At 69.4% G+C, this 23071-nt stretch carries 23 protein-coding genes; 9 read left to right on the forward strand and 14 right to left on the reverse strand.

The features are described from left to right. Positions 1 to 18: 18 nt before the first annotated feature. The 3 genes from ACWFRU_RS06305 to ACWFRU_RS06315 form a co-directional block, all read right to left on the reverse strand. Positions 19 to 648, reverse strand: coding sequence for a dihydrofolate reductase family protein (locus tag ACWFRU_RS06305; protein ID WP_453684940.1), 630 nt, complete (start codon positions 646 to 648; stop codon positions 19 to 21). A gap of 109 nt (positions 649 to 757) precedes the next feature. Further along, the gene (locus ACWFRU_RS06310) at positions 758 to 1171 is read right to left on the reverse strand and encodes a DUF6010 family protein (protein WP_453684941.1); all 414 of its coding nucleotides are present in this window, start codon (positions 1169 to 1171) and stop codon (positions 758 to 760) included. A 163-nt stretch (positions 1172 to 1334) separates the two neighbouring features. Continuing rightward, a complete protein-coding gene (locus ACWFRU_RS06315) occupies positions 1335 to 2444 on the reverse strand; it encodes an NAD(P)/FAD-dependent oxidoreductase (protein WP_453684942.1) in 1110 nt (369 codons plus the stop codon). Positions 2445 to 2598: 154 nt separating this feature from the next. Here ACWFRU_RS06315 and ACWFRU_RS06320 point away from each other — a divergent pair, with 154 nt between their 5' ends. Then, positions 2599 to 4719, forward strand: coding sequence for an alpha-galactosidase (locus tag ACWFRU_RS06320; RefSeq protein WP_453684943.1), 2121 nt, complete (start codon positions 2599 to 2601; stop codon positions 4717 to 4719). A gap of 40 nt (positions 4720 to 4759) precedes the next feature. On the opposite strand, the gene ACWFRU_RS06325 is transcribed toward ACWFRU_RS06320, so the two are convergent. Further along, positions 4760 to 5347 carry a TetR family transcriptional regulator gene (locus ACWFRU_RS06325; RefSeq protein WP_453684944.1) on the reverse strand — a complete coding sequence of 196 codons (588 nt, stop codon included), beginning with the start codon at positions 5345 to 5347 and terminating at the stop codon, positions 4760 to 4762. A 144-nt stretch (positions 5348 to 5491) separates the two neighbouring features. Here ACWFRU_RS06325 and ACWFRU_RS06330 point away from each other — a divergent pair, with 144 nt between their 5' ends. Together ACWFRU_RS06330 and ACWFRU_RS06335 are read left to right on the forward strand one after the other, a co-directional pair. Further along, the gene (locus ACWFRU_RS06330; protein ID WP_453684945.1) at positions 5492 to 6529 is read left to right on the forward strand and encodes an NAD(P)-dependent alcohol dehydrogenase; all 1038 of its coding nucleotides are present in this window, start codon (positions 5492 to 5494) and stop codon (positions 6527 to 6529) included. A 102-nt stretch (positions 6530 to 6631) separates the two neighbouring features. Next, positions 6632 to 7210 carry an Imm21 family immunity protein gene (locus ACWFRU_RS06335; RefSeq protein WP_453684946.1) on the forward strand — a complete coding sequence of 193 codons (579 nt, stop codon included), beginning with the start codon at positions 6632 to 6634 and terminating at the stop codon, positions 7208 to 7210. 28 nt (positions 7211 to 7238) lie between these two features. Here ACWFRU_RS06335 and ACWFRU_RS06340 read toward each other — a convergent pair whose 3' ends face one another. Beyond that, positions 7239 to 7427, reverse strand: coding sequence for a hypothetical protein (locus ACWFRU_RS06340; protein WP_453684947.1), 189 nt, complete (start codon positions 7425 to 7427; stop codon positions 7239 to 7241). 428 nt (positions 7428 to 7855) lie between these two features. Here ACWFRU_RS06340 and ACWFRU_RS06345 point away from each other — a divergent pair, with 428 nt between their 5' ends. Further along, positions 7856 to 8923, forward strand: a complete 1068-nt coding sequence (locus ACWFRU_RS06345; protein ID WP_453684948.1) for a lytic polysaccharide monooxygenase auxiliary activity family 9 protein — start codon at positions 7856 to 7858, stop codon at positions 8921 to 8923. 71 nt (positions 8924 to 8994) lie between these two features. Here the strand turns inward: ACWFRU_RS06345 and ACWFRU_RS06350 are convergent, their stop codons facing one another. Both ACWFRU_RS06350 and ACWFRU_RS06355 read right to left on the reverse strand, forming a co-directional pair. After that, complete coding sequence (locus ACWFRU_RS06350) at positions 8995 to 9603, reverse strand: TetR/AcrR family transcriptional regulator (RefSeq protein WP_453684949.1); 609 nt, start codon at positions 9601 to 9603, stop codon at positions 8995 to 8997. A gap of 12 nt (positions 9604 to 9615) precedes the next feature. After that, complete coding sequence (locus ACWFRU_RS06355) at positions 9616 to 10197, reverse strand: sugar O-acetyltransferase (protein WP_453684950.1); 582 nt, start codon at positions 10195 to 10197, stop codon at positions 9616 to 9618. Positions 10198 to 10324: 127 nt separating this feature from the next. Here ACWFRU_RS06355 and ACWFRU_RS06360 point away from each other — a divergent pair, with 127 nt between their 5' ends. Then, on the forward strand, positions 10325 to 10846 hold the full coding sequence (locus ACWFRU_RS06360; protein ID WP_453684951.1) for a hypothetical protein: 522 nt from the start codon (positions 10325 to 10327) through the stop codon (positions 10844 to 10846). Between the two features lie 137 nt (positions 10847 to 10983). Next, positions 10984 to 11457 (forward strand): DUF3592 domain-containing protein, encoded by a 474-nt coding sequence (locus ACWFRU_RS06365; RefSeq protein WP_453684952.1) that lies wholly within the window; start codon positions 10984 to 10986, stop codon positions 11455 to 11457. Positions 11458 to 11518: 61 nt separating this feature from the next. On the opposite strand, the gene ACWFRU_RS06370 is transcribed toward ACWFRU_RS06365, so the two are convergent. Then, on the reverse strand, positions 11519 to 12043 hold the full coding sequence (locus tag ACWFRU_RS06370; protein ID WP_453684953.1) for a hypothetical protein: 525 nt from the start codon (positions 12041 to 12043) through the stop codon (positions 11519 to 11521). A gap of 611 nt (positions 12044 to 12654) precedes the next feature. On the opposite strand from ACWFRU_RS06370, the gene ACWFRU_RS06375 reads away from it, so the two are divergent. Beyond that, the gene (locus tag ACWFRU_RS06375) at positions 12655 to 13065 is read left to right on the forward strand and encodes an STAS domain-containing protein (RefSeq protein WP_453684954.1); all 411 of its coding nucleotides are present in this window, start codon (positions 12655 to 12657) and stop codon (positions 13063 to 13065) included. A 201-nt stretch (positions 13066 to 13266) separates the two neighbouring features. After that, positions 13267 to 14535 carry an APC family permease gene (locus ACWFRU_RS06380; RefSeq protein WP_453684955.1) on the forward strand — a complete coding sequence of 423 codons (1269 nt, stop codon included), beginning with the start codon at positions 13267 to 13269 and terminating at the stop codon, positions 14533 to 14535. A 90-nt stretch (positions 14536 to 14625) separates the two neighbouring features. Here ACWFRU_RS06380 and ACWFRU_RS06385 read toward each other — a convergent pair whose 3' ends face one another. The 4 genes from ACWFRU_RS06385 to ACWFRU_RS06400 all read right to left on the reverse strand — a co-directional run bounded on the left by ACWFRU_RS06385 (position 14626) and on the right by ACWFRU_RS06400 (position 18834). Beyond that, a complete protein-coding gene (locus ACWFRU_RS06385; RefSeq protein WP_453684956.1) occupies positions 14626 to 15033 on the reverse strand; it encodes a DUF6223 family protein in 408 nt (135 codons plus the stop codon). 202 nt (positions 15034 to 15235) lie between these two features. Next, a complete protein-coding gene (locus ACWFRU_RS06390; RefSeq protein WP_453684957.1) occupies positions 15236 to 15844 on the reverse strand; it encodes a response regulator in 609 nt (202 codons plus the stop codon). Beyond that, positions 15786 to 16964: a histidine kinase gene (locus ACWFRU_RS06395; RefSeq protein WP_453684958.1), complete on the reverse strand. Its 1179-nt coding sequence runs from the start codon at positions 16962 to 16964 to the stop codon at positions 15786 to 15788. The genes ACWFRU_RS06390 and ACWFRU_RS06395 overlap by 59 nt, the downstream gene beginning before the upstream one ends. Positions 16965 to 17343: 379 nt before the next feature. Beyond that, a complete protein-coding gene (locus tag ACWFRU_RS06400; RefSeq protein ID WP_453684959.1) occupies positions 17344 to 18834 on the reverse strand; it encodes a DUF6851 domain-containing protein in 1491 nt (496 codons plus the stop codon). A gap of 362 nt (positions 18835 to 19196) precedes the next feature. Here ACWFRU_RS06400 and ACWFRU_RS06405 point away from each other — a divergent pair, with 362 nt between their 5' ends. Then, on the forward strand, positions 19197 to 20048 hold the full coding sequence (locus ACWFRU_RS06405) for a ParB/RepB/Spo0J family partition protein (protein WP_453684960.1): 852 nt from the start codon (positions 19197 to 19199) through the stop codon (positions 20046 to 20048). A 67-nt stretch (positions 20049 to 20115) separates the two neighbouring features. Here the strand turns inward: ACWFRU_RS06405 and ACWFRU_RS06410 are convergent, their stop codons facing one another. Continuing rightward, a complete protein-coding gene (locus ACWFRU_RS06410) occupies positions 20116 to 21363 on the reverse strand; it encodes a 3-deoxy-7-phosphoheptulonate synthase (protein WP_453684961.1) in 1248 nt (415 codons plus the stop codon). Between the two features lie 54 nt (positions 21364 to 21417). Further along, the gene (locus ACWFRU_RS06415; protein ID WP_453684962.1) at positions 21418 to 23016 is read right to left on the reverse strand and encodes an FAD-dependent monooxygenase; all 1599 of its coding nucleotides are present in this window, start codon (positions 23014 to 23016) and stop codon (positions 21418 to 21420) included. Between the last annotated feature and the right edge of the window lie 55 nt (positions 23017 to 23071).

The following is a 23071-nucleotide window of genomic DNA, read 5'->3' on the forward strand; positions in this document are numbered from 1 at the left end:
TCGGCCTCGCGGTCCGAGTCAGCGACGGACCAGGTAGGCGTGGGTCGCCGCCTTGGAACTCACCAGGTCGGTCACCCGATAGCCGTCGATGCCGTCCGCGACGTTGTCGAGCAGCCGCTCGCCCCTGCCGACAAGGAGCGGCACGACGACCAGGTGCAGTTCGTCGATCAGCCGCGCGCGCAGATACTGCTGCACGACGGCCGAACCGCCTCCGATGCGTACGTCCCGGCCCTCCGCCGCCTCGAAGGCTCGCGCGAGGACCGTCTCGACGGGCTCATCGGTGAAGTGGAAGGTGGTCCCGCCCTCCATCGTGAGCGAGGGCCGCAGGTGATGGGTGTGCACGAACACGTCGTGGTGGTAGGGCGGATTCTCTCCCCACCAGCCCCGCCACGACTCGTCCTGCCACGGCCCGCGCTGCGGTCCGAACATGTTGCGGCCCATGATCGTGGCGCCGATGTTCTCCTCGCTGCGCTCGATGCAGTCGACGTCGATCCCCGTCTTGCCTTCGGCGCGGTCGCGCATCGCTGCGACCATCCAGTCGTGCAGCCCCTCGATGTTGTCCCCGAAGGGTTCGTCCAGGCGTTGGTGGGATCCGGCCGCGAAGCCGTCCAGCGAAACGGTGATGTTGTGAACGCGCACCTTCGGCATGACGTCCTCCTCCTCGGCGTTCCTGCTCGGCGTTCCTGCTCTCATCATCACGTCGAACGAACAGCCTCAGGATCGACACACGGGATCGACACACGCACGGGAAAGAAAGTCAGGTCCCCGGCTGGACGGGCTTACCGGCCCGGCCGCGGATCAGTCCGATGAGCGAGGGGCCGCCGCGCAGACACCAGAGCGCGATGACGGGATCGCAGATGGCGCAGCCCAGCGACGAGTCGTGGGCGAAGGGGATGATCGGGTTGCCCTTGAGATGGTGGACCAGGTCCCATCCGGTGTGGAGCAGCCAGCCGATTCCGATGAACGTCCAGGACTCCAGGCCGCGGTAGGCGCAGTAGGTGACGGCGGCGGTTAAGACGAACTCCCAGCCCCCGAGGCCGCCGCCGCTGAGGTAGGCCGCTCCCGCACCGGCCACCATGATCGCGTTGAAGCGGCGCCGGTGCGGTTCGCGGATCAGGGACATCACGAGGACGTAGATGACGCCGATCAGGATCGGTGCGACATACGGCATGACCTGCATGGAATTCCTTCGGGTTGCGGTGCGCGGCCGGTCGTCGCCGGGATCGCGAGATCACCGCCGAAGCTATCCGGGTCCGCGACCGCCTCCCAGTGGCATTAATGACAGGCTTCGACGGAATAGCGCCATCCGCCGTGCCGCCCGCTGTCGCGGCCTGTCACCGTCCCGCGCTTCCGCCGTGGCGCGCCTTCTCGGCGGCCAGTACGGACTCGATGCCGTGCCGCCTTTCTCCCAGTACACGACGGCTGTTGGCGGCTTCCGCAGCCGGTCCGAAGTGATCGGCGGCGCGCCGTGCCGCCACCGCCGCCGTGGTGTCGGCGGTCACGAGATCGGCGTTGATCGCCGTGGCCGCAGTCATGCCAGCCGCTGCGGACACCATGACTCCCGCCACCAGGTCGGTGACGTTTCCGGCGGCCCAGACACCCGCGACGCCCGTGAACCCAGTCGCGTCCGACTCCACGTAACTCCCCACGCCCATCGGGTGGTCGACCTTCGTCAGGCCGAGTTCCGCCAGCATCGAGCCGCGCGCCTCGAACCGCGGCGCCACGGCAAGCGCCCGAACCGGAATGCGCCTGCCCGAGGTCAGTCGTACTCCGGAGAGCCGGTCGTCCTCGACATCCAGGCCGGCCACCTCGCCGTCGACCACCGCGATGCCGCGGGCGGCCAGTTGCTCCCACTGCTCCTCGGACAGCTCGGGCGCGGTGTGCAGGAACAGGGTGACGTCCGAGGACCACTGGCGGAACAGCAGAGCCTGGTGCGTCGCCATCGGTCCGGTCGCCAGGACACCGATCGGTTCGTCGCGCACTTCCCAGCCGTGGCAGTAGGGACAGTGCAGGACGTCACGGCCCCAGCGCTCGCGTACGCCGGTGACATCGGGCAGTTCATCGACGAGCCCCGTCGTCACCAGCAGCCGCCGCGCGCGATGGCTGCGCCCTCCTGCGGTCTCCACGACAAAGCGCTCACCGACCCGCCGGACACCCGTCACCGTGTCCGACACGATCCGCCCGCCATACCCCTTGACCTCCTCCCGGCCTTTCCGCAACAGCTCCCCTGGCGCGAGGCCCTCGCCGGAAAGAAATCCGTGCACCCCGTCGGCGGGGGCGTTACGCGGCTCCCCGGAGTCCACCACCAGCACGGAACGCCTGGCCCGGGCCAGGGTCAGCGCCGCGGACAGCCCGGCCGCGCCACCTCCGACCACCAGCACGTCCACGTCGGCTTGAAGGTCCGCTTCCATCTCGGCGATGTCTCGCTCGTTCGTCTCAGTCATGCCGACACCGTGCGCCCGACCGCAACGGACCGGCAAGCTTCCTTGCCGTTTCGGCAAAGGCCATGGCAAGCCCCGGCCGTTGATCGAAAACGGTGGCGGGCGACGCGGTCGCGACAGCAGCATGGTCTCGACCCGCTCCCGAACGTGAGGACGCATGCCTGTGATCTCCTTCGCCCCCGAGACCGGCGTCTGGCTGCTGAGCACGCCGCGCACGTCGTACGCCCTGCGCATCGACGAGACGGGAGCTCCCTGCCATCTCGCGTGGGGGCCGCGGCTGGCCCTGGCGCAGGCAGAGGAACTCGCCGCCTCCCCGCCGCCACCCGCCAGCAGTTTCGAGGGACGGCCACCGGTCGGCGAGGAGCTGCCCGTGGACGGCGGGGCGCGGTACGGGACTCCCTCGCTGCAGGTGCGCTTCGCCGACGGCACCCGCGCCTTCGAATGGGAGGCGTCGGGCCACCACGTACGGGAGCCCGCTCCGGGATCGTCGGAACTGGCCCTGGTGTTCCGTGACCGCCACCACCCCCTGGAGGTCACCCTCCACTACCGCGTCCACGACAGCGACGTCATCGAGCGCTGGTGCGTGCTGCGCAACAGCGGCGAGGAGACCGTGGCACTGCTGCGCGCCGACTCCGCCGCGTGGACCCTGCCGCCCAGGGACGACTACCGGCTCAGTCACGTCATGGGCCAGTGGTCGACCGAGACCCAACTGCGCCGGGATCGCCTGCCGTTCGGTGAGACGGTACTGACCAGCCGCAGGGGCATCACCAGCCATCACGCGAACCCCTGGGTGATGCTCGACGCGGGCGAGGCGACCGAGGACCACGGCCAGGTCTGGAGCGCGGTCCTTGCCTGGAGCGGGAGTTGGCGCGTCACCGTGCAACGTACTCCCGACGGCAGGGCGGGCTTCACCGCAGGCCCCGGACACGAGGGCATGACCCAACCGCTCGCCCCCGGCGAGGAGTTCACCACCCCACGGCTCGCCGGTCTGTACGCGGACGGCGGCTTCGGCGCGACGAGCCGCGCCTGGCACGCCTACGTCCTCGCCCATGTGCTGCCCCACCCCGACGAGATACGCCCGGTGCTCTACAACTCCTGGGAGGCCACCGGATTCGACGTCGACGAGGCCGGCCAACTGGCCCTGGCGACCCGCGCGGCGGCACTCGGCGCGGAGCTCTTCGTCATGGACGACGGCTGGTTCGGCGCGCGCCGCGACGAGACCGCGGGGCTCGGCGACTGGACGCCGTCACCGGACCGCTTCCCACGCGGCCTCACGCCCCTGGTGGACGAGGTGCACCGGCTCGGGATGCGCTTCGGACTGTGGGTGGAACCCGAGATGGTCAACCCGGACAGCGATCTCTACCGCCGGCACCCTGACTGGGTCCTGCACTTCCCGCACCGCACCCGCACCGAGCTGCGCAGCCAGCTCGTGCTCAACTTCGCCCGCGGTGACGTCGCGGAATGGGCCTACGGCTGGCTGACCCGCCTCGTCGGCGAGCACGGGATCGACTTCCTCAAGTGGGACATGAACCGGCCTTTCACCGAAGCGGGCCGGCCGGACAGGGCGGACGGCGCGGAACGCGTCTGGACGGCGTACGTCCACCATCTCTACGACGTGATCGACCGCCTCCGCGCCGACCACCCCGCCCTGCGGATCGAGACGTGCAGCGGCGGCGGGGGCCGGGTCGACCTGGGGATGCTGTCCCGCACCGACCAGGCGTGGACGTCGGACAACACCGACGCGGCGGACCGTGTCCTCATCCAGCACGGCTACGGCCAGATCTATCCGGCCCGGACGATGTCCGCCTGGGTGACCGACGTCCCCAACCAGCTGACCGTCCGTTCGGTGCCGCTGCGCTTCCGCTTCCACGTCGCCATGGCGGGCGTTCTCGGCCTCGGCGGCGACCTGACCCGCTGGTCCGAGGACGAACTGGCCGAAGGGGCAAGCCTGGTGGCGCAGTACAAGCGCGTACGCCACCTGGTCCAGCACGGGACGCTCCACCGGCCACGCGGCCCCGTCGACGACGGCCCGTCCGCCGTCCAGTACACCGCGCCGAACGCCGACGAAACCCTGCTCCTGATCTGGCGGCGCGCCCCACGCCACGGCACCACGAGCCCACCCCTGCGCCTCGCCGACCTCGACCCCGCAGGCCACTACCGCGACACCCGCACCGGCGCGGTGCATTCCGCGGCGGTCCTGAGCAACTACGGCCTGCGGCCCGAGCTGCCGCCAGGTGACTGGGCGAGTGCGGCGGTGCACCTGGTGCGGGTTTCCTGACGAGCACCCGGCGCTCCTCGACGCACGAGAGGACCGGTCACTACTCGCAGGCCATGGCGCGCCGCACGCTCTCGTGAAGCAGCGCGCGGCGCTGTTCGTGCAGTTCGGGGGGTTCCTCGGCTGTGGCGGCGTAGACGTTGCTGACCGGGGACCAGGCCATGGACATCGCGATGACCATGGCCATCACATCGAACGGGTCCCCGTCGCGCACCCGGCCCGCGGCCTGCGCCTCGGCGATGGCCCGCAGTTTGTGGTCGTCGAGGCGGTCGGGGTCCTCGACCAGATGACCTGCCGGGCGTCGCTCCAGGCGTGCCCAGGTGGCGAGGCGGATGAGGTCCGGGCGGCGGAGGTACTCGTCGTAGAGGCGCACCGCCCAGTCCGCGAGGTCCGTGGCGTCGATCGGGACGACGTTCACGATCCGCTCCAGCGAACCGAAGAAGATGGCGTCGAAGAGGCCTTCCTTGTTCCCGAAGTAGGAGTAGAGCTGCGCCTTGTTCGTGCGCGCGGCGGACACGATCCGCTCGATGCGCGCCCCGGCGATCCCGTGCTCGGCGAATTCCTGGGTCGCCACATCGAGGATGCGCTGGTAGGTCGCGGCTCCGCGGGTGGTCAGGGGCTGGTCGGCCATGCCCGCCAGGCTACCAAACAGAACAGTTGGTTTGCCTGGCGGCCTGTGAGCCCTTACTCTCCAAATAGACCGAACAGTCTGTCTTGGTGGGGACGGCAGCTGCTTGTGGAGAGACAGAGGAAGAGGGAGAGGGAGAGGGAACTCATGAGGACCACTGTGAGCTGGCAGGCCGACGCAGCGGACGCGGTGCTGCGGCGCACGCCGCTCGAGCGGCGCGATCTGCGCCCCGACGATCTCGCGGTACGTGTGGACTACTGCGGGGTCTGCCACACGGATCTGCACGCCGTGCACGCACGCGACGAGGGGCAACCGGTCGTACCCGGGCACGAGTTCACGGGCGTGGTGACCGAGTTGGGGTCCGCGGTCACGGACTTCGCCGTCGGCGTTCCGGTGGCGGTGGGCAACATCGTCGACTCGTGCGGTACGTGCGCCATGTGCCGGACCGGCCAGGAGAACTTCTGCCACGGCTTCCCGACGCTGACGTACGGCGGCGTCGACCGCCATGACGGATCGACCACCCAGGGCGGCTACTCCCGTGAGTACGTCGTCCGCGCGGACTTCGCCCACCCGCTTCCGCCAGGCCTGGACCCGGCGGCCGCCGCTCCCCTGCTCTGCGCCGGGGTCACCGTCTGGGAGCCGCTGCGAGCCCTGGACGTCGGACCGGGCTCCCGCGTCGCCGTGGCAGGACTCGGCGGGCTGGGGCATCTCGCGGTCAAGTTCGCCGTGGCGCTCGGTGCCGAGACCTCGGTCATCAGCAGGTCACCGGAGAAGGCCCAGGACGCGCACCGCCTCGGCGCCCACGAGGTGATCATCTCCACCGACCCGGAGCAGATGGCTGCCGCCCGGGACCGCTTCGACGTCGTCATCGACACCATTGCCGCCCCGCATGAACTCGGCCCCTACCTGCGGTTGGTCGCCATGGACGGCACGCTCAGCCAGCTCGGGTACCTGGGCCCCGTCACTGTCGAAACCACCGACCTGCTCGTGGGTCGCAAGAAGCTCAGTTCCGCGGGCAGCGGCGGCAGGCCCGCGACGGCCGCCATGCTCGCTTTCTGTGCCGAGCACGGCATCACCGCCGACATCGAACTGCTCCCCTCGGCCCGCGTGAACGAGGCTCTCGACCGGCTCCGCCGCAATGACGTGCGCTACCGCTTCGTACTCGACATGTCCGACCTGGACTGAGCCGACCTCCCCGTCCCGCCCAGACAGGCAGACAGACCATGCCAGGCCATTCCGTGCCCCCCCCTACGGCCGCCTCCCGGCCGCGGGCCGCACACTTGCCACATGACCACCCCCCAGGACGCGAAGTCCTCCGGACGCCAACTGCCCGAAACGAACTGGGTCGATTCGACGGGCGGCCCACTCATCGCGGTGCCGGTACCGGCGCTCTCCGCGTGGCACGGCTGCGCCGAGACAGGGCAGATTCTCGGTGGCCCGGGCGGCACGGACGACTACGACCGTGCCTGCGCGGTGGACGATTACGCCGAGGTGATCCCTGTGGGCAGCGACGGTGCCCGTGCACTCGTGCTGGGTGACGAGCCCGCCATGACCTGCTACCTGCCCGAGCACAAGGCCTTCGTACGCTGGCTCGGAGCCGACTCCGAGGCCGGACTGCTCGCCGCCGCCGAGCAGGTGTTGGCGGACCCGGGCGCCGAGTGGGAGGACTGCGGGGTCTGGGAGACGAGCGGTCCAGCGGTACTCATGGATTCCGCGATCGCGGGCGCCGAACTCATCTCACCGAAGCCCGAGTTGCCGGATCACGCCCCCGTCGACACCCCGGCGGGGCGTTGGGAGGTTCAGGCGGCTCATGTCATGACCGAAGAGACCTCGGTCGGGGTGGTCCGCCTTGTGGCGCGGCAATAGCCCACTGTGGGGGCTGTTGAGCAGCGCTTCAGTGTGCCGTCGGGGTCCACGGGTCCGGACGGGCCAGCGTCTCGGTCAGCGGGAGTTCCTCTCTCGCCGCGACGACCTCACGAACCCGCAGCTCGGCACGCGTGCGCGGACGGTACTTGGGCTCCTTGCCGCACCCGCAGGCCTCTCGCCCTTCGTACCGCAGCCCGGCGCCCAGGACCGCGGCCACGACCGACCATCCGCGGACATCATGCCTGCGCGGCGGGGCGAAGTCGTGACCAGCGCATACGAGGGGACGGGCGCAGTTCGGGCAGGAGTGCTGCCGCTGCACGTTCGCATGCCGCTTAAAGCTGACACGACACGACGGGCACGCGTAGTGCAGCTTGTAATAGGTCATCGCGTAGAAGCACACGGGATGACGATACTGACCCGACGCCGACGGAGCCCGCTGCGGTCCCAGGCCACAGCCGGAGTGCTGGTCTGCGGCGGCGTGGGCCGAACTCCGGCCGGTGCGGGTTCTCGCGCTGCCAACACTGCCGGTTCTGCCGTACTGCTGCCGTACTGCCGACAGATGTCGTCGTCGCGGCAACCTTTTCGGGCGCGGCGTCGACCAGGGGGTGAGCCGCTCATCGGAAACTCCCCGAAGGAGACGTTCCCATGACCATCCCCCGCTCTCCCTTGCCCGCCGGAGCACGCCTCCGATCCCGCGTACGCGGTTCGGTGCGCGCCAGGCGCCTTGCCTCGCTCGCGGGTGCCACCGGTCTCGCGGCCGCGGCGGTGCTGGCCGTCCCGGGTACGGCCGCCGCTCATGGCGTGGCCATGATGCCCGGGTCGCGCACCTACCTGTGCTACAAGGACCTCCTCGCCAACTCCTCCACCCAGATGCCGTCAAATCCCGCCTGTAAGGCGGCCGTTCAGGACGCGGGCACCACTCCGCTCTACAACTGGTTCGCGGTGCTCGACTCCAACGCGGGCGGCCGCGGCGAGGGGTACGTCGAGGACGGCACCCTGTGCAGCGCGGGCGACCGCAGCCCGTACGACTTCTCCCCCTACAACGCCCCCCGCACCGACTGGCCCGTCACCCATCTCACGGGCGGTGCCACGATCGAGATGAACTACAGCAACTGGGCGCACCATCCGGGCACGTTCAAGGTGTACGTCACCAAGGACGGCTACGACCCGGAACAGCCGCTGGGCTGGTCCGACCTGGAGAACGTGCAGACCATACAGAACCCGCCGCAGAAGGGCGGACCCGGCAGCGAGGCGGGCCACTACTACTGGGACCTGCAGCTTCCGGACCGTACCGGCAGACACATCCTGTTCGTCCAGTGGATCCGCTCCGACAGCCAGGAGAACTTCTTCTCCTGCTCGGACGTGGTCTTCGACGGGGGCAACGGCGAGGTCACCGGACTGAGCGGCGGCGAACGGTCCGGTGCCGCGGTGACCGCGCTCGGCGCCGGCAAGGAGAACACCAAACAGGCTGAGGCGGCGCACCAGGCCCATGCGAAGCATGACGCCCACCAGGGAGAGGGCAGGCGCTCTTCGGCGGAGGCCCACTCGGCTTCCGACGTCGCACCAGGCATCGAGAACGCCGCCGCCGGGTCGCCCACGAGTTCCCCGGACGCCGCCAGCCTGGTCGGCGCCCTCGCAGGCGCCGGCGCGGTGGTCCTGGCGGGCGGAACCGTCCTGCACCTGCGCCACCGGAGGCAGAACATGGAGCGGTGATCGATGAGCGGTGATTGGTGACTGGTGCGCATCTGGCGTTGGCCTCACCGAGCTGTCGCCGGGCACCGCCGTTACACCGGGGCGTTCGCGACGGTCGAGGCGGTGATGCGCTCGACCGCTTGGCGCGTCAGCTCACGAGCGCGCGACGCACCGTCGCCATCGCCGCCGTCGCCCTCGCCCTCGCCCTCGCCCTCGCCGTCCAAGGCTCGGTGCAATGTGAGTCCTTCGATCAGCGCGTCGAGCTGCCTGGCCGTGTCCGGGTCGAAGTGTCGTTCCAGCAGACGCCGGCTGTCCCGCATCCACGCCTGGGTCAACTCCCGGTACTCCGGGCGCCGGGCGGCGAGGGTGTAGAGCTCCTGCGTGAGGATCAGGTCGCGCCGAGGCCCCTCCGAGAGGACGTGGATGAGATCGGTGACCGCCTCGCGCGCCTGCTCGGGGCTGTCGGCGTGGTCCAAATGCCGTGCGAAGACGGCCACGATGTGGTCGGCGAAGAGCGTGAAGGCTTCGCGGAGCAGCTCGTCGATGCCGGTGAAGTGGTACGTCATCGAGCCGAGCGGAACCGCGGCACGCGCGGCGATCTTGCGGTGGGAGACACCGGCAACGCCTTCGTCGGCGATGTGGTCGAGAGTGGCGGCGAGGATGCGCTCGCGCCGCCGGGGATCCGCGTGTCCGGTGGCCATCGCGACGGCCCTCTAGAGACTACGGACGGGACGGGCGGGATTCCCGACGGCGACCACGTCGGCGGGTACGTCCTTCGTGACCACCGCACCGGCACCGATGACGCTGTTGTCCCCGATCGTCACGCCGGGACAGACGATGACACCCCCGCCGAGCCAGACGTTGTCCCCGATGGTGATGGGGAGCGCGGCCTCCAGCTTGTCGCGGCGCGGCTGCGGCTCCACGGGGTGGGTGGGGGTGAGGAGTTGGACGTTGGGGCCGATCTGGCAGTCCTCGCCGATGGTGATCCTGGCGACGTCCAGCGCGGTGAGATGGTAGTTGACGAAGGTGCGGGCGCCGATGGAGATGTTGCTGCCGTAGTCGACGTACAGCGGCGGCCGTACTTCCACGCCCTCGCCCACCGAGGCGAGCAATTCGGCCAGGACCGCCCGGGCCTCGCCCGCATCGTCGAGGAACACGGACTGGTAGCGGGCGGCGAGCCGCATGGCGTGCTGTTGCCTGCGGGCGATGTCGGGGTCGTCGGCGATGTAGAGGTCGCCCGCGAGCATGCGTTCCAGGTTGGTGCGCGGGTCATCAGCGAAGTAGTCCGTCGGCATGCGTACGATCGTACGCTCTGAAAGGTACGGGCGTACGCTCCCCGTTCCGTCGGCAGCTCATGGGCTTGCCCATGCGGGGTACTTGGTAGCGGCTGCGGTTTCCGTCGATTCCGAGGAGGTACGTTCCATGCGCGCCTTCAAGCGCTGGCTCGACCACAGTCTGGCCGCACAGGCGGCCATGATCTTCGTGGTGGGTGTGGGGGTCACCGCCGTGTTCCGCCCGGACGAGCATCCGGTCGTGTGGATCATCCAGGGCATGCTCTACACCGCGATCGCGACGACGATCGTGGCCGTGCAGCGTCGAAAGGCCGGCCGGGCCGCCGGTACCGACGCGCGCGGGGTCGCCGAGCTCAACCGCAAGATCCGGCACCGCGAGGTTCCGAGTGAGCCCCAGGAGCGGGCTTCCATGCGGCGGCTCGTCGCCGAGCAGTTGGGGCAGATGGAGCGGGCCCGCACATGGCTGCCGTACTGGCTGGGCTTCATGGTGCTCCTCGCCTTTGGCATGCTCGGCATCGGGGCGGCCAGCGGCTCGTTGGTCACTCCGCTGATCCTCGCGGTCGGCCTGATCGGGTTCTGTGGCTGGGTCCTCTGGATGCGCCGCCGCTCCCTCGACCGCTTCCGCTACATGCGCTCCTCCTTGCAGGGCTAGGGCGCGCGGGCTGCGGCCCCCACTCCAGAGCGATGGGCAGGGGGCGGGCAACGGCGGCGAAACCCTCTGGGATAACGTCCCTCTCCTTTGGTCGAGTTGCTTTGGACTGACTGCTTTGCGCAGGTGAGAGGGACGTTGTGCGGTTGCAGGTACGTGGGTGGGGCGCCCGCAAGTGGATCTCCTTCGGCGCGATTGCGTTCGGAACGCTGTTCACCGTCATCGGGCTGATCCTCGCGGGGGTGTCCATCTCGTTCCTGGCGGATGCCGAGCGGGCCAAGGGCACGGTGGTGGCGCTGGAGTGGCGCAGTGACAGCAGCGGCACGTCCCGCAAGAACCAGGGGAGCAACGAGCCCGTGGCGTACCCGGTGGTCGAGTTCACCTCGTCGGACGGCACGCCGAGGACGTTCGAGAGCTCGATGGGTTCCAACCCGCCGTCGTACGACCGGGGTGAACAGGTCGAGGTGCTGTACCGCGCCGACGACCCCGAGGACGCACGCATCAACGGATTCGTCTCACTGTGGCTGCTGCCGCTGATCTTCGGCGGGATCGGCCTGGTGATCGCGGGAGTCGGCACGGCCGTCGCGGTGGCGGGACGAAGCCGCCGCCGCTAGGTGCGGGCGCAACCGCGCTCCCCTGACTCCTGAGCCCTGGGCCCCTCCGCCCCTCAAGTCCTCATGCCACCACGCCGCAACGCCGCGCGATTTCCTCGAGGCGTTCCAGTTCGTGTCCTGCCGCCGCGGGGTGAGCGAGGTCGAGGGCCATCGCGCCGCGGGCGCTGATGTAGAGGATGTCCTGGCGGGTTGCCGCGTCAAGGCCGGGGGCGTCCTGGAGATGGCGTCCCGTGACTCTGAGAGAGAGCGCAACGTGGTCCAGGCGCTCCCGCAGGCCCACGGGGAGCACCTGCCTCAGCGTGTCCTTCGCATAGTCGTGCGTCTGCAAGTCCGCCTCACGGGGGCGAGGCCTCGACGGAGCCCAGGGGAGAGCGGCTTTGCTGGCGTCGTCGTACATGTCCGCCACCAGGGAGCGTGCGGTGGCGAGGTCGCCTTCGGTGGCCGCGGTGCGGGCCGAGTCCAGCATCGAGCGCAGTCGAGCACGGACCTGGGGGTCCTCCCCCGTCCGGGCGTCCAGATACCCGGACCACACATCGAAGGCCTTGCTCAACTCGGCTTCCAGCATGACCTCGTACGCGTCCGGCACTCCGCCGCCTTTCCGATCGGGCCGCCCCGGTGTGGGCGGCAGCGGTCACGATAGGTCGGGCGGCGGCCGCATCGCCCCTGATTTATCCGGAGACGGCACTCAGCTACTCGGCCACTCGTCTTCTGGGCGGCGGGGTGGCGGAGCAGCGGGGAGGCGCGGAACTGGCGCGGCGAACTAGCGGGTGAGAACCAGCGGACGGGAAGGGAAATCGCCCACCCGTGCGACGCGTTGCCGGTTGTGCGAGCCATTGCCGAACACGTCTCGACACGCATTCGATTCTGCCCCGTGAGCGCTCCGCGCTGCCGACCTTTCCTTCGCCCGACCAGATTCCCTGCCCCCGACGCCGTGAGTAAACTGTGCCGGACACCGGCATGTGATTGCCGGAAACCTACTTCGCATATCCGCTAGCCGACTGTTCGGCCGGGAAAGACCGACGCGCGAGATACCTGACCGCTTGCTCCGCTTCCGGCCCCGGGCCGCAGACACCCGACCAACCACCAGCGGCTGAAACTGCCTCTCGCCGATGAGACGGATCCAGCCCCCATGCGCTCCGCCACCGGTACGAGTGCTGGGTGAAGCCCCATGTTTGGCCCCACTACGCAAGGCAGATCATGCGGAAAGGTTCCACTCGTACCTGGTCCGAGGCAGACCCGCCACGGTTCAGCGTGCGGGTACTGGCGGCCACGGACGACAGTGGCACGCTCACCTTCGAACTGGCCGGTGAACTCGATGTGCTCAGCGTCAACATGCTGTGCGATCTGGCCATCACCCACGTGGAGGATGGTCACCGGCATCTGCACCTGGACGCGAGAGACGTGGCCTGGTGTGACAACGGCAGCCTTTACATGCTTCTCGGTCTGCGGCATGCGCTGGAGACCGCGCAGGGCAGCCTCGGCCTGATCGCGGTCAGTGCCCCCGTCGAGCAAGTGATCATGCGTAACGAACACAGCCTGCACTTGCATCTGCACCCGCGGCACGCCCCGCCGTGCTGTCCCGCCGCCGCGACCCTCCACTTGGGATAGCCGTCCAGGGCAGGCATCGGGGCAGTCGTCCTGGTGCCGCGGTTGGTGTGCGTCCGTGATCGTGATGTACCTCGGGGCGCCTTCCCTTCCTCGTGCCTGCCATGGTCAACTTTCGCGTCGGCCGCCCCGGCACAGCGCACACCGGCCCGGCAAAATATCGTGCCTCTCAAGACCAGCCGTTCGACTGCCGAGGAGACACTCATGCCTACTCCGCCCTCCGCCGCGGGCGCTCCCCAGCTGCAGCGACGGTTCGGGGTGGGTGACGCGGTGGTGATCGGCCTCGGATCGATGATCGGGGCGGGGATCTTCGCCGCGTTCGCCCCGGCTGCCCGCGCCGCGGGCTCCGGCCTGCTCGTCGGCCTCGCTCTCGCCGCGGTGGTCGCGTACTGCAACGCCACCTCATCGGCACGGCTCGCGGCCCGCTACCCCGCCTCGGGAGGGACCTACGTCTACGGCCGCGAACGGCTCGGCGAGTTCTGGGGCTACCTCGCCGGCTGGGGTTTCATCGTCGGCAAGACCGCCTCCTGCGCGGCCATGGCCCTCACCGTCGGGGCCTACGCCTGGCCCGGTCATGAACGGCCCGTCGCGATCGCCGCCGTGGTGGCACTGACCGCCGTCAACTACGTGGGAATCCAGAAGACCGTCTGGCTGACCCGCGGCATCGTCGCCCTCGTCCTCACGGTCCTCGCCGCGGTCGTCGCCGCCGCCTGCACGAGTGACGCGGCCGATGTCAGCCGCCTGGAGCTGGGCGGGGACGCCGGCGCGGGCGGTGTGCTGGAGGCTGCCGGGCTGTTGTTCTTCGCCTTCGCCGGCTACGCGCGCATCGCCACCCTGGGCGAGGAGGTGCGCGATCCGCGCCGCACCATTCCCCGCGCGATCCCCCTCGCCCTGGGCATCACCCTCGCGGTGTACGTCGCGGTCGCCGTCGCCGTCCTGGTCGTGCTCGGTCCCGGCGGCCTTGCCGGGACCACCGCCCCGCTCACGGACGCGGTGCGCGCGGCGGGGGTGCCCGAACTGGCGCCGGTGGTCCGGGCCGGGGCCGCCGTCGCCGCGCTCGGCTCCCTGCTCGCGCTGATCCTCGGCATCTCGCGCACCACGCTGGCGATGGCCCGCGACCATCACCTGCCGCACGCGCTGGCGGCCGTCCACCCGCGGTTCCACGTTCCCCACCGGGCCGAACTCGCCGTCGGTGCCGTCGTGGTGGCCCTGGTGGCCTTCGCCGACCTGCGAGGAGCGATCGGCTTCTCCTCCTTCGGGGTCCTCGCGTACTACGCCGTCGCCAACGCCGCCGCCTGGACCCTGACGCCCTCCGAAGGACGCCCGCCTCGCGCCGTCCCGGCCGTCGGCCTGGCCGGCTGCTTGCTCCTCGCCCTCAGCCTTCCGCTCTCGTCGGTCATCTCCGGCGCCATCGTCCTGGCGACCGGGGCGGTCGCCTACTTCGTGCGCCGGAGGGTCGCCGGTCGCGACTGACCCACTGGTGCGGAGGACGCAACCGGGAGAAAAAAGGGGGCCGACCCAGCCGGGGGAGGTCCGGGTCGGCCCCGTCCAGGGGGTGGGGGTTCAGCTGGTGCGGCGGGTGCGGGACAGGACCATGCCGCTGAGGACGATGGCGATGAGCGCGATCACCAGAGCGACGACGGCCCCGCCTCGGCCATTGCCACTGCCCACGCCGCCGTCCGAGCCGGTCAGCTGCATCACGCCGACGATCATGCCGATCAGAGCCACCACGGGGGCGACCATGGCGCCGCCGCGACCGTTGCCGGTGCCGATGCGTCCCGCGGACTGGGCCAGCGCCACACCACCGATGATCACGCTGATCAGCGCGATCACCATGGCCACCATGGCGCCGCCTCGTCCGGATCCGCCCTCATCGGCGGCGACCGAGACCTGCGCGGCGGCCGGTGTGGCAAGCACCAGCCCTCCGAGCACTGCGGCTGCGGTGGCGGTGAGCAAGTGGCGGACGGACATCGGGGACCCCTTCGGTTGCCTGGCAGGTACAGGCAGGAGCCTAGGGATTTGGGGGGTCTCCGGTCGTCCTACGGGAGTTGCCAATAAGCGCTACCACCAGGGCGGTAGACGCTCGCGGCGGCGCCTGCTTCCACAGCAGTCATGTACCGCAGCCGCAGCATTCGATCCCGCCGCGCCTCTTGCCGCCGACAGTGGAGCCGGCTCAGATCCAGCCTGCCCGCGAGGCGGCGTGCACCGCACTGATCCTGTTGCCGGCCTTCAGTTTGTGGATGGCCGAATGGATGTGGTTGCGGACCGTTCCTGGGCTCAGATGCAGCTGCGAGGCGATGGCGCTGAGCGGCCGTCCGTCCTCCGCCGCCTTGAGTATCTCCGCCTCGCGGGCCGTCAGGGGGTTCTCGCCGACGGCCAGCAACTGGGCGATGAGTTCGGCCGGAATGTGCCGTCTCCCCGCGTGCACCTCACGGATCACCCTGCGCAGCTCCCTGATCGAGGTCTCCTTGGTGAGGATTCCGCGTACTCCGACCGCGAAGGCGCGCTGCAGGTAGCCGGGCCGTGCGTCACAGGTCAGGAGGACCATCGGGAAACCGGGCCGTTCACGGTTCAGCTGATCGGCGACCTCGATCCCGTTCATCCCCGGCATGTGCAGATCGAGGACGGCGAGCTCCGCCCGGTGGCCGTTCACCAGGGACAGAACGCGGTCGCCACGGCCCGTGTGGGCAACTACCTCGATGTCTCCCGGCAGTTGGAGCAGTTCAGCGAGCGCTTCCCTGGTGAGTGCCTCGTCCTCGGCCAGCACAACCTTGATCGCCATGTTCGCTCCCCCAGTCGCCACGGCTCAACGGAGCTGTCGCTTCGACCCGATAGGTGAGATCAGTGCCCGCACCGTGGCTGAGCGTGCCGCCGACCGCGCGCAGCCGCGCGGTCAGACCGGCGAGCCCGGTCCCGGGGGTCCGGCTGTGCTGCCCGGCGCCGTCGTTGGTGATCCGTAGATGCGCGGTCCGACCGCTCGTCCAGACCTCGATGGAGCAGTGTCCGGCTTCGCTGTGATGCATGATGTTGGCGGCCGCCTCCCGCGCCACCCACCCGAAGACCTCCTGGACCGGCCGGGGCAGCGTGACCGGAGTCCGGCTGACCTCCACGCACACCCCCATGAGCTCCAGGTCGGCGCGCAGCCCCGCGATCTCGGTGGCCAGGTCGCCGATGCGGTATCCGGCGGCCAGGGCACGGACCTCCCCCATGGACCGGCGCGCGAGCACGAGGACGGTCTCCAACTCGGCCCGGGCGCGGTCCGGTTGGGTGCTCAGGAGCTGCGCCACCAGCTCGCCCTTCCGGTTGATCGCGCCGAGCGTGCGGCCCAGTACGTCGTGCACGTCCCGTGCGAACAGCCGCTGGTCCACGGGGATCGAGACCCGCATCGTCCCGCGGTCGGGCTGCGGGTACGCCCTCACGCAGGTTCCGTCGCGCCCCGTACGCACGTCTCCGGCGTACTTCCCCGTGTGGAGGGCCTCGGCCGGGGCCATGAGGACATATCCCGCCACGATGGCGGGAATGGCTCCCAGGAGTTGTTCCGGGGGCCCGCCGCGCGAGAACAGACCGGACGCCCCGGCCCGCAGTGCGCCGCGGCACCACTCCTGCTGATCCGGGTCGGCCAGGAGGACGACCTTGGGGGCGTCGCCGGATTCCATGAGCTGCCTGGTCGTGGTGGCGAGGTTCATGCCGGGGGCGCCGGCGCCCAGTACCACCACGTCCGGGCGTGTTTCGGCGGCACGGGCCACCGCGTCCTCACCGGTGGCTGCCTCGCCCACCATGCGCAGCCCGGGCGTGGCCCCGATCGCCGACGCGAGCAGGGCGCGGACCGGCGCCTCGGGCTCGGCCACCAGTACCGCGTACGTTTTCGCCGCCGTACCGCAAGGTGGAAGGGCGTCCGCCATGGCTGTCTTGTCCCCCTGGGTTCGGCCTGAGTGCGAGCGCCGGCACCGCCGGTCGCGAGACCTGGGCCGCTGCCGCAGGACGCGTACCGGTCATCTGCCGTGGGCACGTGTGCACGTGGTCCGGAGGGGTGTCGCCGAATGCAGTGTCCGATCCCGTCACATCAGGTAAATGGCACCTTGCTGAGAACGCGTGAAAGATCGTCATTTGAATCCCCCGTCATGCGTGCGAGCCGCAAGCGTGCACTGTAGCTCCCCGACTTCCACACTTCCACCCTTGATCTTTCGCCAGAAGGCGCTATGGGAGGCGATCCCGATCACGCCGGTTGCCCGGCGGAGCCATGGGCTCCGCCGGGCAACCGGCGTCGGTGAACGGAGAAGTTCAGCTGCCGTTCAGCTTGCGCTGGACGAACTCGTAGCTCAGGTCGCCGATCTCCGGGGCGTACTGGCGCGATGCCTCAATGGCGGACGGGAAATTCTCGCCGGCCCAGACCCTGCTGCGACCGCAGTCGTCGGCGAAGTCGGTCCAGTTGCTCCAGCGCAGCGTGGTGTCGCCTGCGGGAGTGACTCCGGGTTCGATGAGCGAGGAACCCTTGGCCGCGGGGACAGCTATGTCGATCTTGTCGGTTCCGGTGAACCGCCGCACTTGCTGGGCGAAGGCAAGACAGAGCGAGGACGTGACGGAGGGGTACTCGGGGTGGTCGGCCGAGTTCGTGGCGAGGTATCCCCGCCATTCATTTCCGGTGATGTCGCTGACGGTACCCTTGCCCGGCCCGCCCCATGCCGTCACCTTCTTCTTCCCGTACAGATGGCGGATCGCGCTGAACGGCCGCACCGAGTCGTACTTCCGCTTGAAGTGCCAGGTGGCGATGGTGGCATCGACGAAGGCGACATCGGAAGTGGTGATGTACTGCACCATCTTCTCGGTGTCGTACTTGCCCCCGGTGACCACGGGGGTACCGGCGACGGCCCCGAAGGTGATGACCTTGTCGTTGAAGAGTTCGGCGCTCATCTTCTGCTGGTCGGTCAGGTTCGCCGATGCCTTCAGGACCTCGTCCGCCTGGCTCTTGTAGGCCTTTCGGTTGTGGTGGTCGCTCTTGGCCGGAGGCGAGACCTTGAACCGGGTGGGGCTTTCGTACGAGAACGGCTTCACGCGGCCGTAGTGGGGTGTCGCGAACTGCTGCGACCTCAGGACATTGTTCGTCGAGGTCACATTGGGCTGCCAGCGTGAGGGGTCGCGCAGCTCTTCCGCCGTGTTGACCGGCTTGTAGCCCGTGTAGTCGGCGTAGGGCTGCCGGTTGTACGTGCGCCCGCCCTTGTCGCCGTCGCGGTTGGAGCCGTCGCCCATCCGCGCCGACATGGCGCTCTTGGCGGCAAGGATTCCGATGCCGCTGGGCGTGGTCGGGTCCTCCTTGGTGTCGTTCGGGTCCAGACCCGCCGACTCCATCATCTCCAGCCATCGCGACTTGTACTGCGGGAGGACCTCGTTGAGCGAGGTGAAGGCGGAGTAGATGACCGCGATGTTCTTGTTGCGGACCGTGCGTTCTTCCTTCGGTCGGCGGCCGAGGTCGGAGAAGATGCCTTTCGCCGTCGGGTGATAGGGGGCTATGGCGTCGAACCACGGCATTTCGATCAGAATGGCGTGGTCCACGGTCAACGACACGGAACGGCCGGAGCTCTGTTCGCGCGACACCCGCTGGAATTTCGGATAGACGACTTCGATCAGGGCATTCCCCTTGTCGAGGTCGATGGCAGCCGCCTTCTGCGGGGCAGCAGGCGCGGCACTGTTCAGTGATCCCACCAGGACAAACGCGGTGGCGACCGCCACCACACCCCCCAGGCGCCGACTTCGCAGCCGCCTCAATTTCGTCACCGGAAATTCTCCTTCGATCGGGCTTCCCACTCGCGTGCCGCCAAGTATTGCCAGTTCAGGCACGTATCACTACTGCTCGATCGAGTAGTTGAGACTACCTACGCCGGTGTCCTGGCAGGTGTTGCCCACGGTGAGACGGACTGGCGATGATGCCGGACGGAGGGCGTATTGCTTTCCGGGGGACGGAATTTTCCGTACGCACACTGGCAACTACCCATCGACAGGTGAGTGTTCGGATGTGGAGCAATATGGAGGGTCCGGTCACGTTGGAAGAGACGGCTCCGACTTCGGTTTCGACATCTTCGCTTCTGCCCGCTGATTCGCCCCGGCCTGCCGGGGAAAGTCCCGAACACGTTGAACCAGTGGAGCTGTTGGCTGCCGCGCAGGACCTGGGTGATGACAGAGAGGCTTTTCTCCTCTCCGTCGAGTCCAACATCAGGCACGGTCTTCCGCTTTCACGGGCCGATCGTGAGGCGGCGGCCCGCCGTATCCTCACGGAACATCCGCAATGGTCGGACCGGGCCGTCGCGGTCGCCGCGGGGCTGTCCCCGACGACGGTGAGCGCGATCCGTCAGCACTGCCTGGCTCCGGCCGAGCCGGAGAGCGGCCGCATGGGGAGAGACGGACGTATCCGTCCCGTCGACGCCTCGGCCGGCAGACGACGGGCCGGCGAGGTGATCGCCATGAACCCCGATGCGCCCCTGCGGGCCATCGCGCGGGAGGCAGGCGTCTCGGTGGGAACGGCGCGCGATGTACGCGAGCGCCTTCGGGCCGGCCAGGACCCGGTGCTGTCCCCTCGGCGCAAAACCGCGCCGGAGCACAGACCGTCCGTCGGCAAGACTGTGGTGTCCCAGCGGGAGCGCACCGCACCCGCGCCGCGGCAGGGAACGACGGTTGCCGCCCGGCAGAACGTCGACTGGCCCTCGGTACGGGGAGATCTGAGCAGAGATCCCGCCGTGAGGTACGCGGAGAACGGCCGCGCCTTCGTCCGCTGGATCGACGGCCATGTGATCGAACCGGTCGAGTGGGGCGGTCTTGTCGATGCCGTGCCGCCGCACTGGCAGGGTTCCGTCGCCGAGTTGGCCCGGTCGTGCGCTGCGGCCTGGCTGGCGTTGGCGCAGGAACTCGAGCAGCGGGCGCGGACGCGGCCTGAACTCGTGGTGGCCGCGGGCGTGGTGCCGTCCGACGATTCCCTGGAGGCCGTGGACTCGTGAGGGGGTCCACCTCCTCCTTCCCGAGTCCGGTGCCAGGTGCCGAGTGCGTGGCAGGGCTCCCGCGGGATCAGCATTCCGCCGTTCCCTTGGCCCATGCCTCGATCAGCTCCGTCGCCTGATCCGCGTTGAGTCTCGGATCGCACAGCGAGGTGTAGTGACGCCGCAGATCGTCCTCGTTCTCCACGGTGCCGCCGACGCATTCCGTCACGTCGTCCGCCGCGACCTCGATGTGCAGTCCGGCCGCGTGCTGCCGGTGCGCCGCGAGGATGTCGCGGAAGCGCAGCGCCTCGGTGATCACGTCGCTGAGGTGGCGGGTCTTCAGGCCGAGCCGTGACGTCACCGTGTTGCCGTGCATGGGGTCGCTCAGCCAGACCACCGGATGTCCGGCCTTGGCGACTTGGCGGACGATGGGCGGCAGGACCTCTTGTATCCGGTCTCGTCCCATCCGCGGTATCAGGACCAGGCGGCCGGGCTCTCGGCGCGGATCGAGCACCTCACACACACGCACCACCTCGTCCGGGTGCGCGGTAGGCCCGATCTTGCACCCCACCGGGTTGTCCACGGCGGCGAGCAAGGCGACGTGTGCGTGGGTCAGTTGGCGTGTACGCTCCCCCACCCACGGCAGGTGTGTCGAGGTGAGGTACAGGCCGCCGGTCTCCGGGTCGTGGCGGACCGAGCGGGATTCGTAGTCGATCACTAGTGCCTCATGGCTCGACCAGGGCCCTTCCGTCGCCGGCAGCCGGTAGCCGCCTTGCCGGCGCGTCCTCATCGCGCGCTGCACCTTCTCGCTCGCCTCATAGGCCCACAGCATGCGCCGTGGGTCGGCCTGCCGGGTCAGGGGTGAAGCGATCTCGGAATTGATCAAGTGCCCCTGGAAGGAAGGGATGGTCAGCGATCCGTGGCGTTCGGTCGGCTGCGACCTGGGTTTGGCGAACTGTCCGGCCATGCGTCCGACGCGTATGACGCTCCGGCCGGTGAGTTCGCTGAACCGGTCCCCCAACCGGTCGATGACACGTAGCTTCTGCGCGGTATGGCGCGGCTCGCACTCGTAGAAGCTCTCGGCGCAGTCGCCCAGTTGGAGGATCAGGGCCTCGGTCGTCAGCAGTCGCGACAGTGACTGTCGCAGCCGTCGTATCTCCGTGGCCGACACGAGCGGAGGCGCCGACGCCAGCTGCTCGCAGGCCTCGCGGTAGTCGGCGTGGTTCCGCCAGTCCGGTTGCTGGACCGCCGGCAGGTCCTCCCACGGCCCGAGCCGCGTGGAGCCCACCGCACGCACCGAGCCCGCCGAGCTCACTGTCGAAGTGGATGGCTGCATGACTGCTCCCGTCGGATGATCAGCGAGACGTGCCTTCAAAGTTCGCGCGTCGCCTCACAGGGCGCCTCGCACCCGCCGGACCACGGCCGCCGGGTCCGGGCAGGCACCGTTCCCGCGCCAGGCCACATGGTGGTCGGGCCGGAGAAGTACGAGGTCGCGTTCCCATGTCTTGTGGGCTCCGACGTCGGTCACCACGGCATGGCTGACGGGCAGGCCTTGTGCGGCTGCCTCGTCCAGAAGTGCGTCGGCGTTGCCGTCGCCCACGAAGTCGACGAGGGTGAAGGAGGGGGCGAAGCGGTCGTAGATCGGTGTCGCGTCTTCGAGGAGAAGACTGGGCGGGCGGCTTCCTGGCCAGGTCGTCGGTGTGTACTCCCGCGGGTCCCAGGGAGGTTCGGGCGCCTCCTCATGGCAGACGACGGGCGAGTCGTTGTAGCGGTAGCCCAGTTCGATGCCCCTGTACTCGTTCTCACCGCGTTCGGCGCCGAGCAGCGCGGCGACGGCCTCCAGCGGGGCGCCGTCACGGAGAAGCCGGCCCGCCTCGAGGTGCACGCCGAGGTGCCGGTGCGAGGTCCGCATGTTGCGCAGGCCCACGGGGTGGCGCTCGGCCTCGTAGCTGTCGAGCAGGGCGGGGCCCCCGAAGCCCCTGACCAGGGCAGCGATCTTCCAGGCCGCGTCGATGGCGTCGCCGATGCCGGTGTTCATGCCATAGGCGCCGGTCGGGAACATGCGGTGTGCGGAGTCCCCGGCCAGGAGGACGCGACCGGCGCGGTAGCGGTCCGCGATCATGAAGCCAGGGCGCCAGCGCGAGGTCAGCAGCACCTTGTCGATCTTCAGGTCCACCTGCATGGTGTCGCGCAGGAAGGCCGCCGGGTCAGCCGGTGGCGTGTCGAACTCCGTGGGCTCCATGCCGTTGACGTGCGCGGTCCAGGTGTCCGCCTCGTCCTGGGCGATGAGGATGTATCTGAAGGCGAAGTAGTGCCAGAACCGCCCGTGCCGGTGCAGGGTGTCCAGATCACGGCTCTTGAAGTGCACCATGAAGGCGCCCGGCAGGCCGGGGACGTCGAAGCTCTCCTGGCCGATGCCCACGGCCGCGCGGACCCGGCTCGACGCACCGTCGCACCCGATCACGTACCGGGACCGAACCAGGACCTGATCACCCGTCAGTACGTCGACCAGGTGGCTGGTCACACCGTCCTCGTCCTGCGTGAGGGAATCGAACTGCAGGCCACAGCGCAGATCGACGAGCTGATGACGTCGGCAGTGGGCCCGCAGGACCGGCTCCAGGTCGATCTGCGAGATCCGCTGGCCGGGCTCGGCGGGCTGAGTGCCGTCGTTGTGCCCGGTGATACGGCGCCATTCCTCGGCCACCGAGGGAAGCTCCCACGAAGTGATCGGCTCACCGGCAAGGCCCGTGGACCAGATCACGTCCGCCGGATGTTCCGGGCCGACGCCGGCGGCCCGGACTTCTTCGGCGATGCCCAGTTGCCGGAAGAACTCCATGCTGCGGGAGTTCACGTAGTCCAGCTTCGGATGAACGGACGTCTCGAAGTCTCGGTCGACGAGCACGCAGCGCACGCCTTGGCGCGCGAGCGCCAGTGCGGTGACCATGCCGACAGGGCCCGCGCCCACGACCAGAACCGGTGCCGGATCCACGTTTGCCTCCCAGGGGTGTGGGGCGGTTCGGCCCGCCCCACACCGTTCGCGGTTG

Source organism: Streptomyces sp. NPDC055099, assembly GCF_053607685.1.

Bases quoted from the DNA above. Each gene is read 5' to 3' on its own strand.
- ACWFRU_RS06305 (WP_453684940.1), bottom strand. From the start codon at position 648: ATGCCGAAGGTGCGCGTTCACAACATCACCGTTTCGCTGGACGGCTTC.
- ACWFRU_RS06310 (WP_453684941.1), bottom strand. From the start codon at position 1,171: ATGCCGTATGTCGCACCGATCCTGATCGGCGTCATCTACGTCCTCGTG.
- ACWFRU_RS06315 (WP_453684942.1), bottom strand. From the start codon at position 2,444: ATGACTGAGACGAACGAGCGAGACATCGCCGAGATGGAAGCGGACCTT.
- ACWFRU_RS06320 (WP_453684943.1), top strand. From the start codon at position 2,599: ATGCCTGTGATCTCCTTCGCCCCCGAGACCGGCGTCTGGCTGCTGAGC.
- ACWFRU_RS06325 (WP_453684944.1), bottom strand. From the start codon at position 5,347: ATGGCCGACCAGCCCCTGACCACCCGCGGAGCCGCGACCTACCAGCGC.
- ACWFRU_RS06330 (WP_453684945.1), top strand. From the start codon at position 5,492: ATGAGGACCACTGTGAGCTGGCAGGCCGACGCAGCGGACGCGGTGCTG.
- ACWFRU_RS06335 (WP_453684946.1), top strand. From the start codon at position 6,632: ATGACCACCCCCCAGGACGCGAAGTCCTCCGGACGCCAACTGCCCGAA.
- ACWFRU_RS06345 (WP_453684948.1), top strand. From the start codon at position 7,856: ATGACCATCCCCCGCTCTCCCTTGCCCGCCGGAGCACGCCTCCGATCC.
- ACWFRU_RS06350 (WP_453684949.1), bottom strand. From the start codon at position 9,603: ATGGCCACCGGACACGCGGATCCCCGGCGGCGCGAGCGCATCCTCGCC.
- ACWFRU_RS06355 (WP_453684950.1), bottom strand. From the start codon at position 10,197: ATGCCGACGGACTACTTCGCTGATGACCCGCGCACCAACCTGGAACGC.
- ACWFRU_RS06360 (WP_453684951.1), top strand. From the start codon at position 10,325: ATGCGCGCCTTCAAGCGCTGGCTCGACCACAGTCTGGCCGCACAGGCG.
- ACWFRU_RS06375 (WP_453684954.1), top strand. From the start codon at position 12,655: ATGCGGAAAGGTTCCACTCGTACCTGGTCCGAGGCAGACCCGCCACGG.
- ACWFRU_RS06380 (WP_453684955.1), top strand. From the start codon at position 13,267: ATGCCTACTCCGCCCTCCGCCGCGGGCGCTCCCCAGCTGCAGCGACGG.
- ACWFRU_RS06385 (WP_453684956.1), bottom strand. From the start codon at position 15,033: ATGTCCGTCCGCCACTTGCTCACCGCCACCGCAGCCGCAGTGCTCGGA.
- ACWFRU_RS06390 (WP_453684957.1), bottom strand. From the start codon at position 15,844: ATGGCGATCAAGGTTGTGCTGGCCGAGGACGAGGCACTCACCAGGGAA.
- ACWFRU_RS06395 (WP_453684958.1), bottom strand. From the start codon at position 16,964: ATGGCGGACGCCCTTCCACCTTGCGGTACGGCGGCGAAAACGTACGCG.
- ACWFRU_RS06410 (WP_453684961.1), bottom strand. From the start codon at position 21,363: ATGCAGCCATCCACTTCGACAGTGAGCTCGGCGGGCTCGGTGCGTGCG.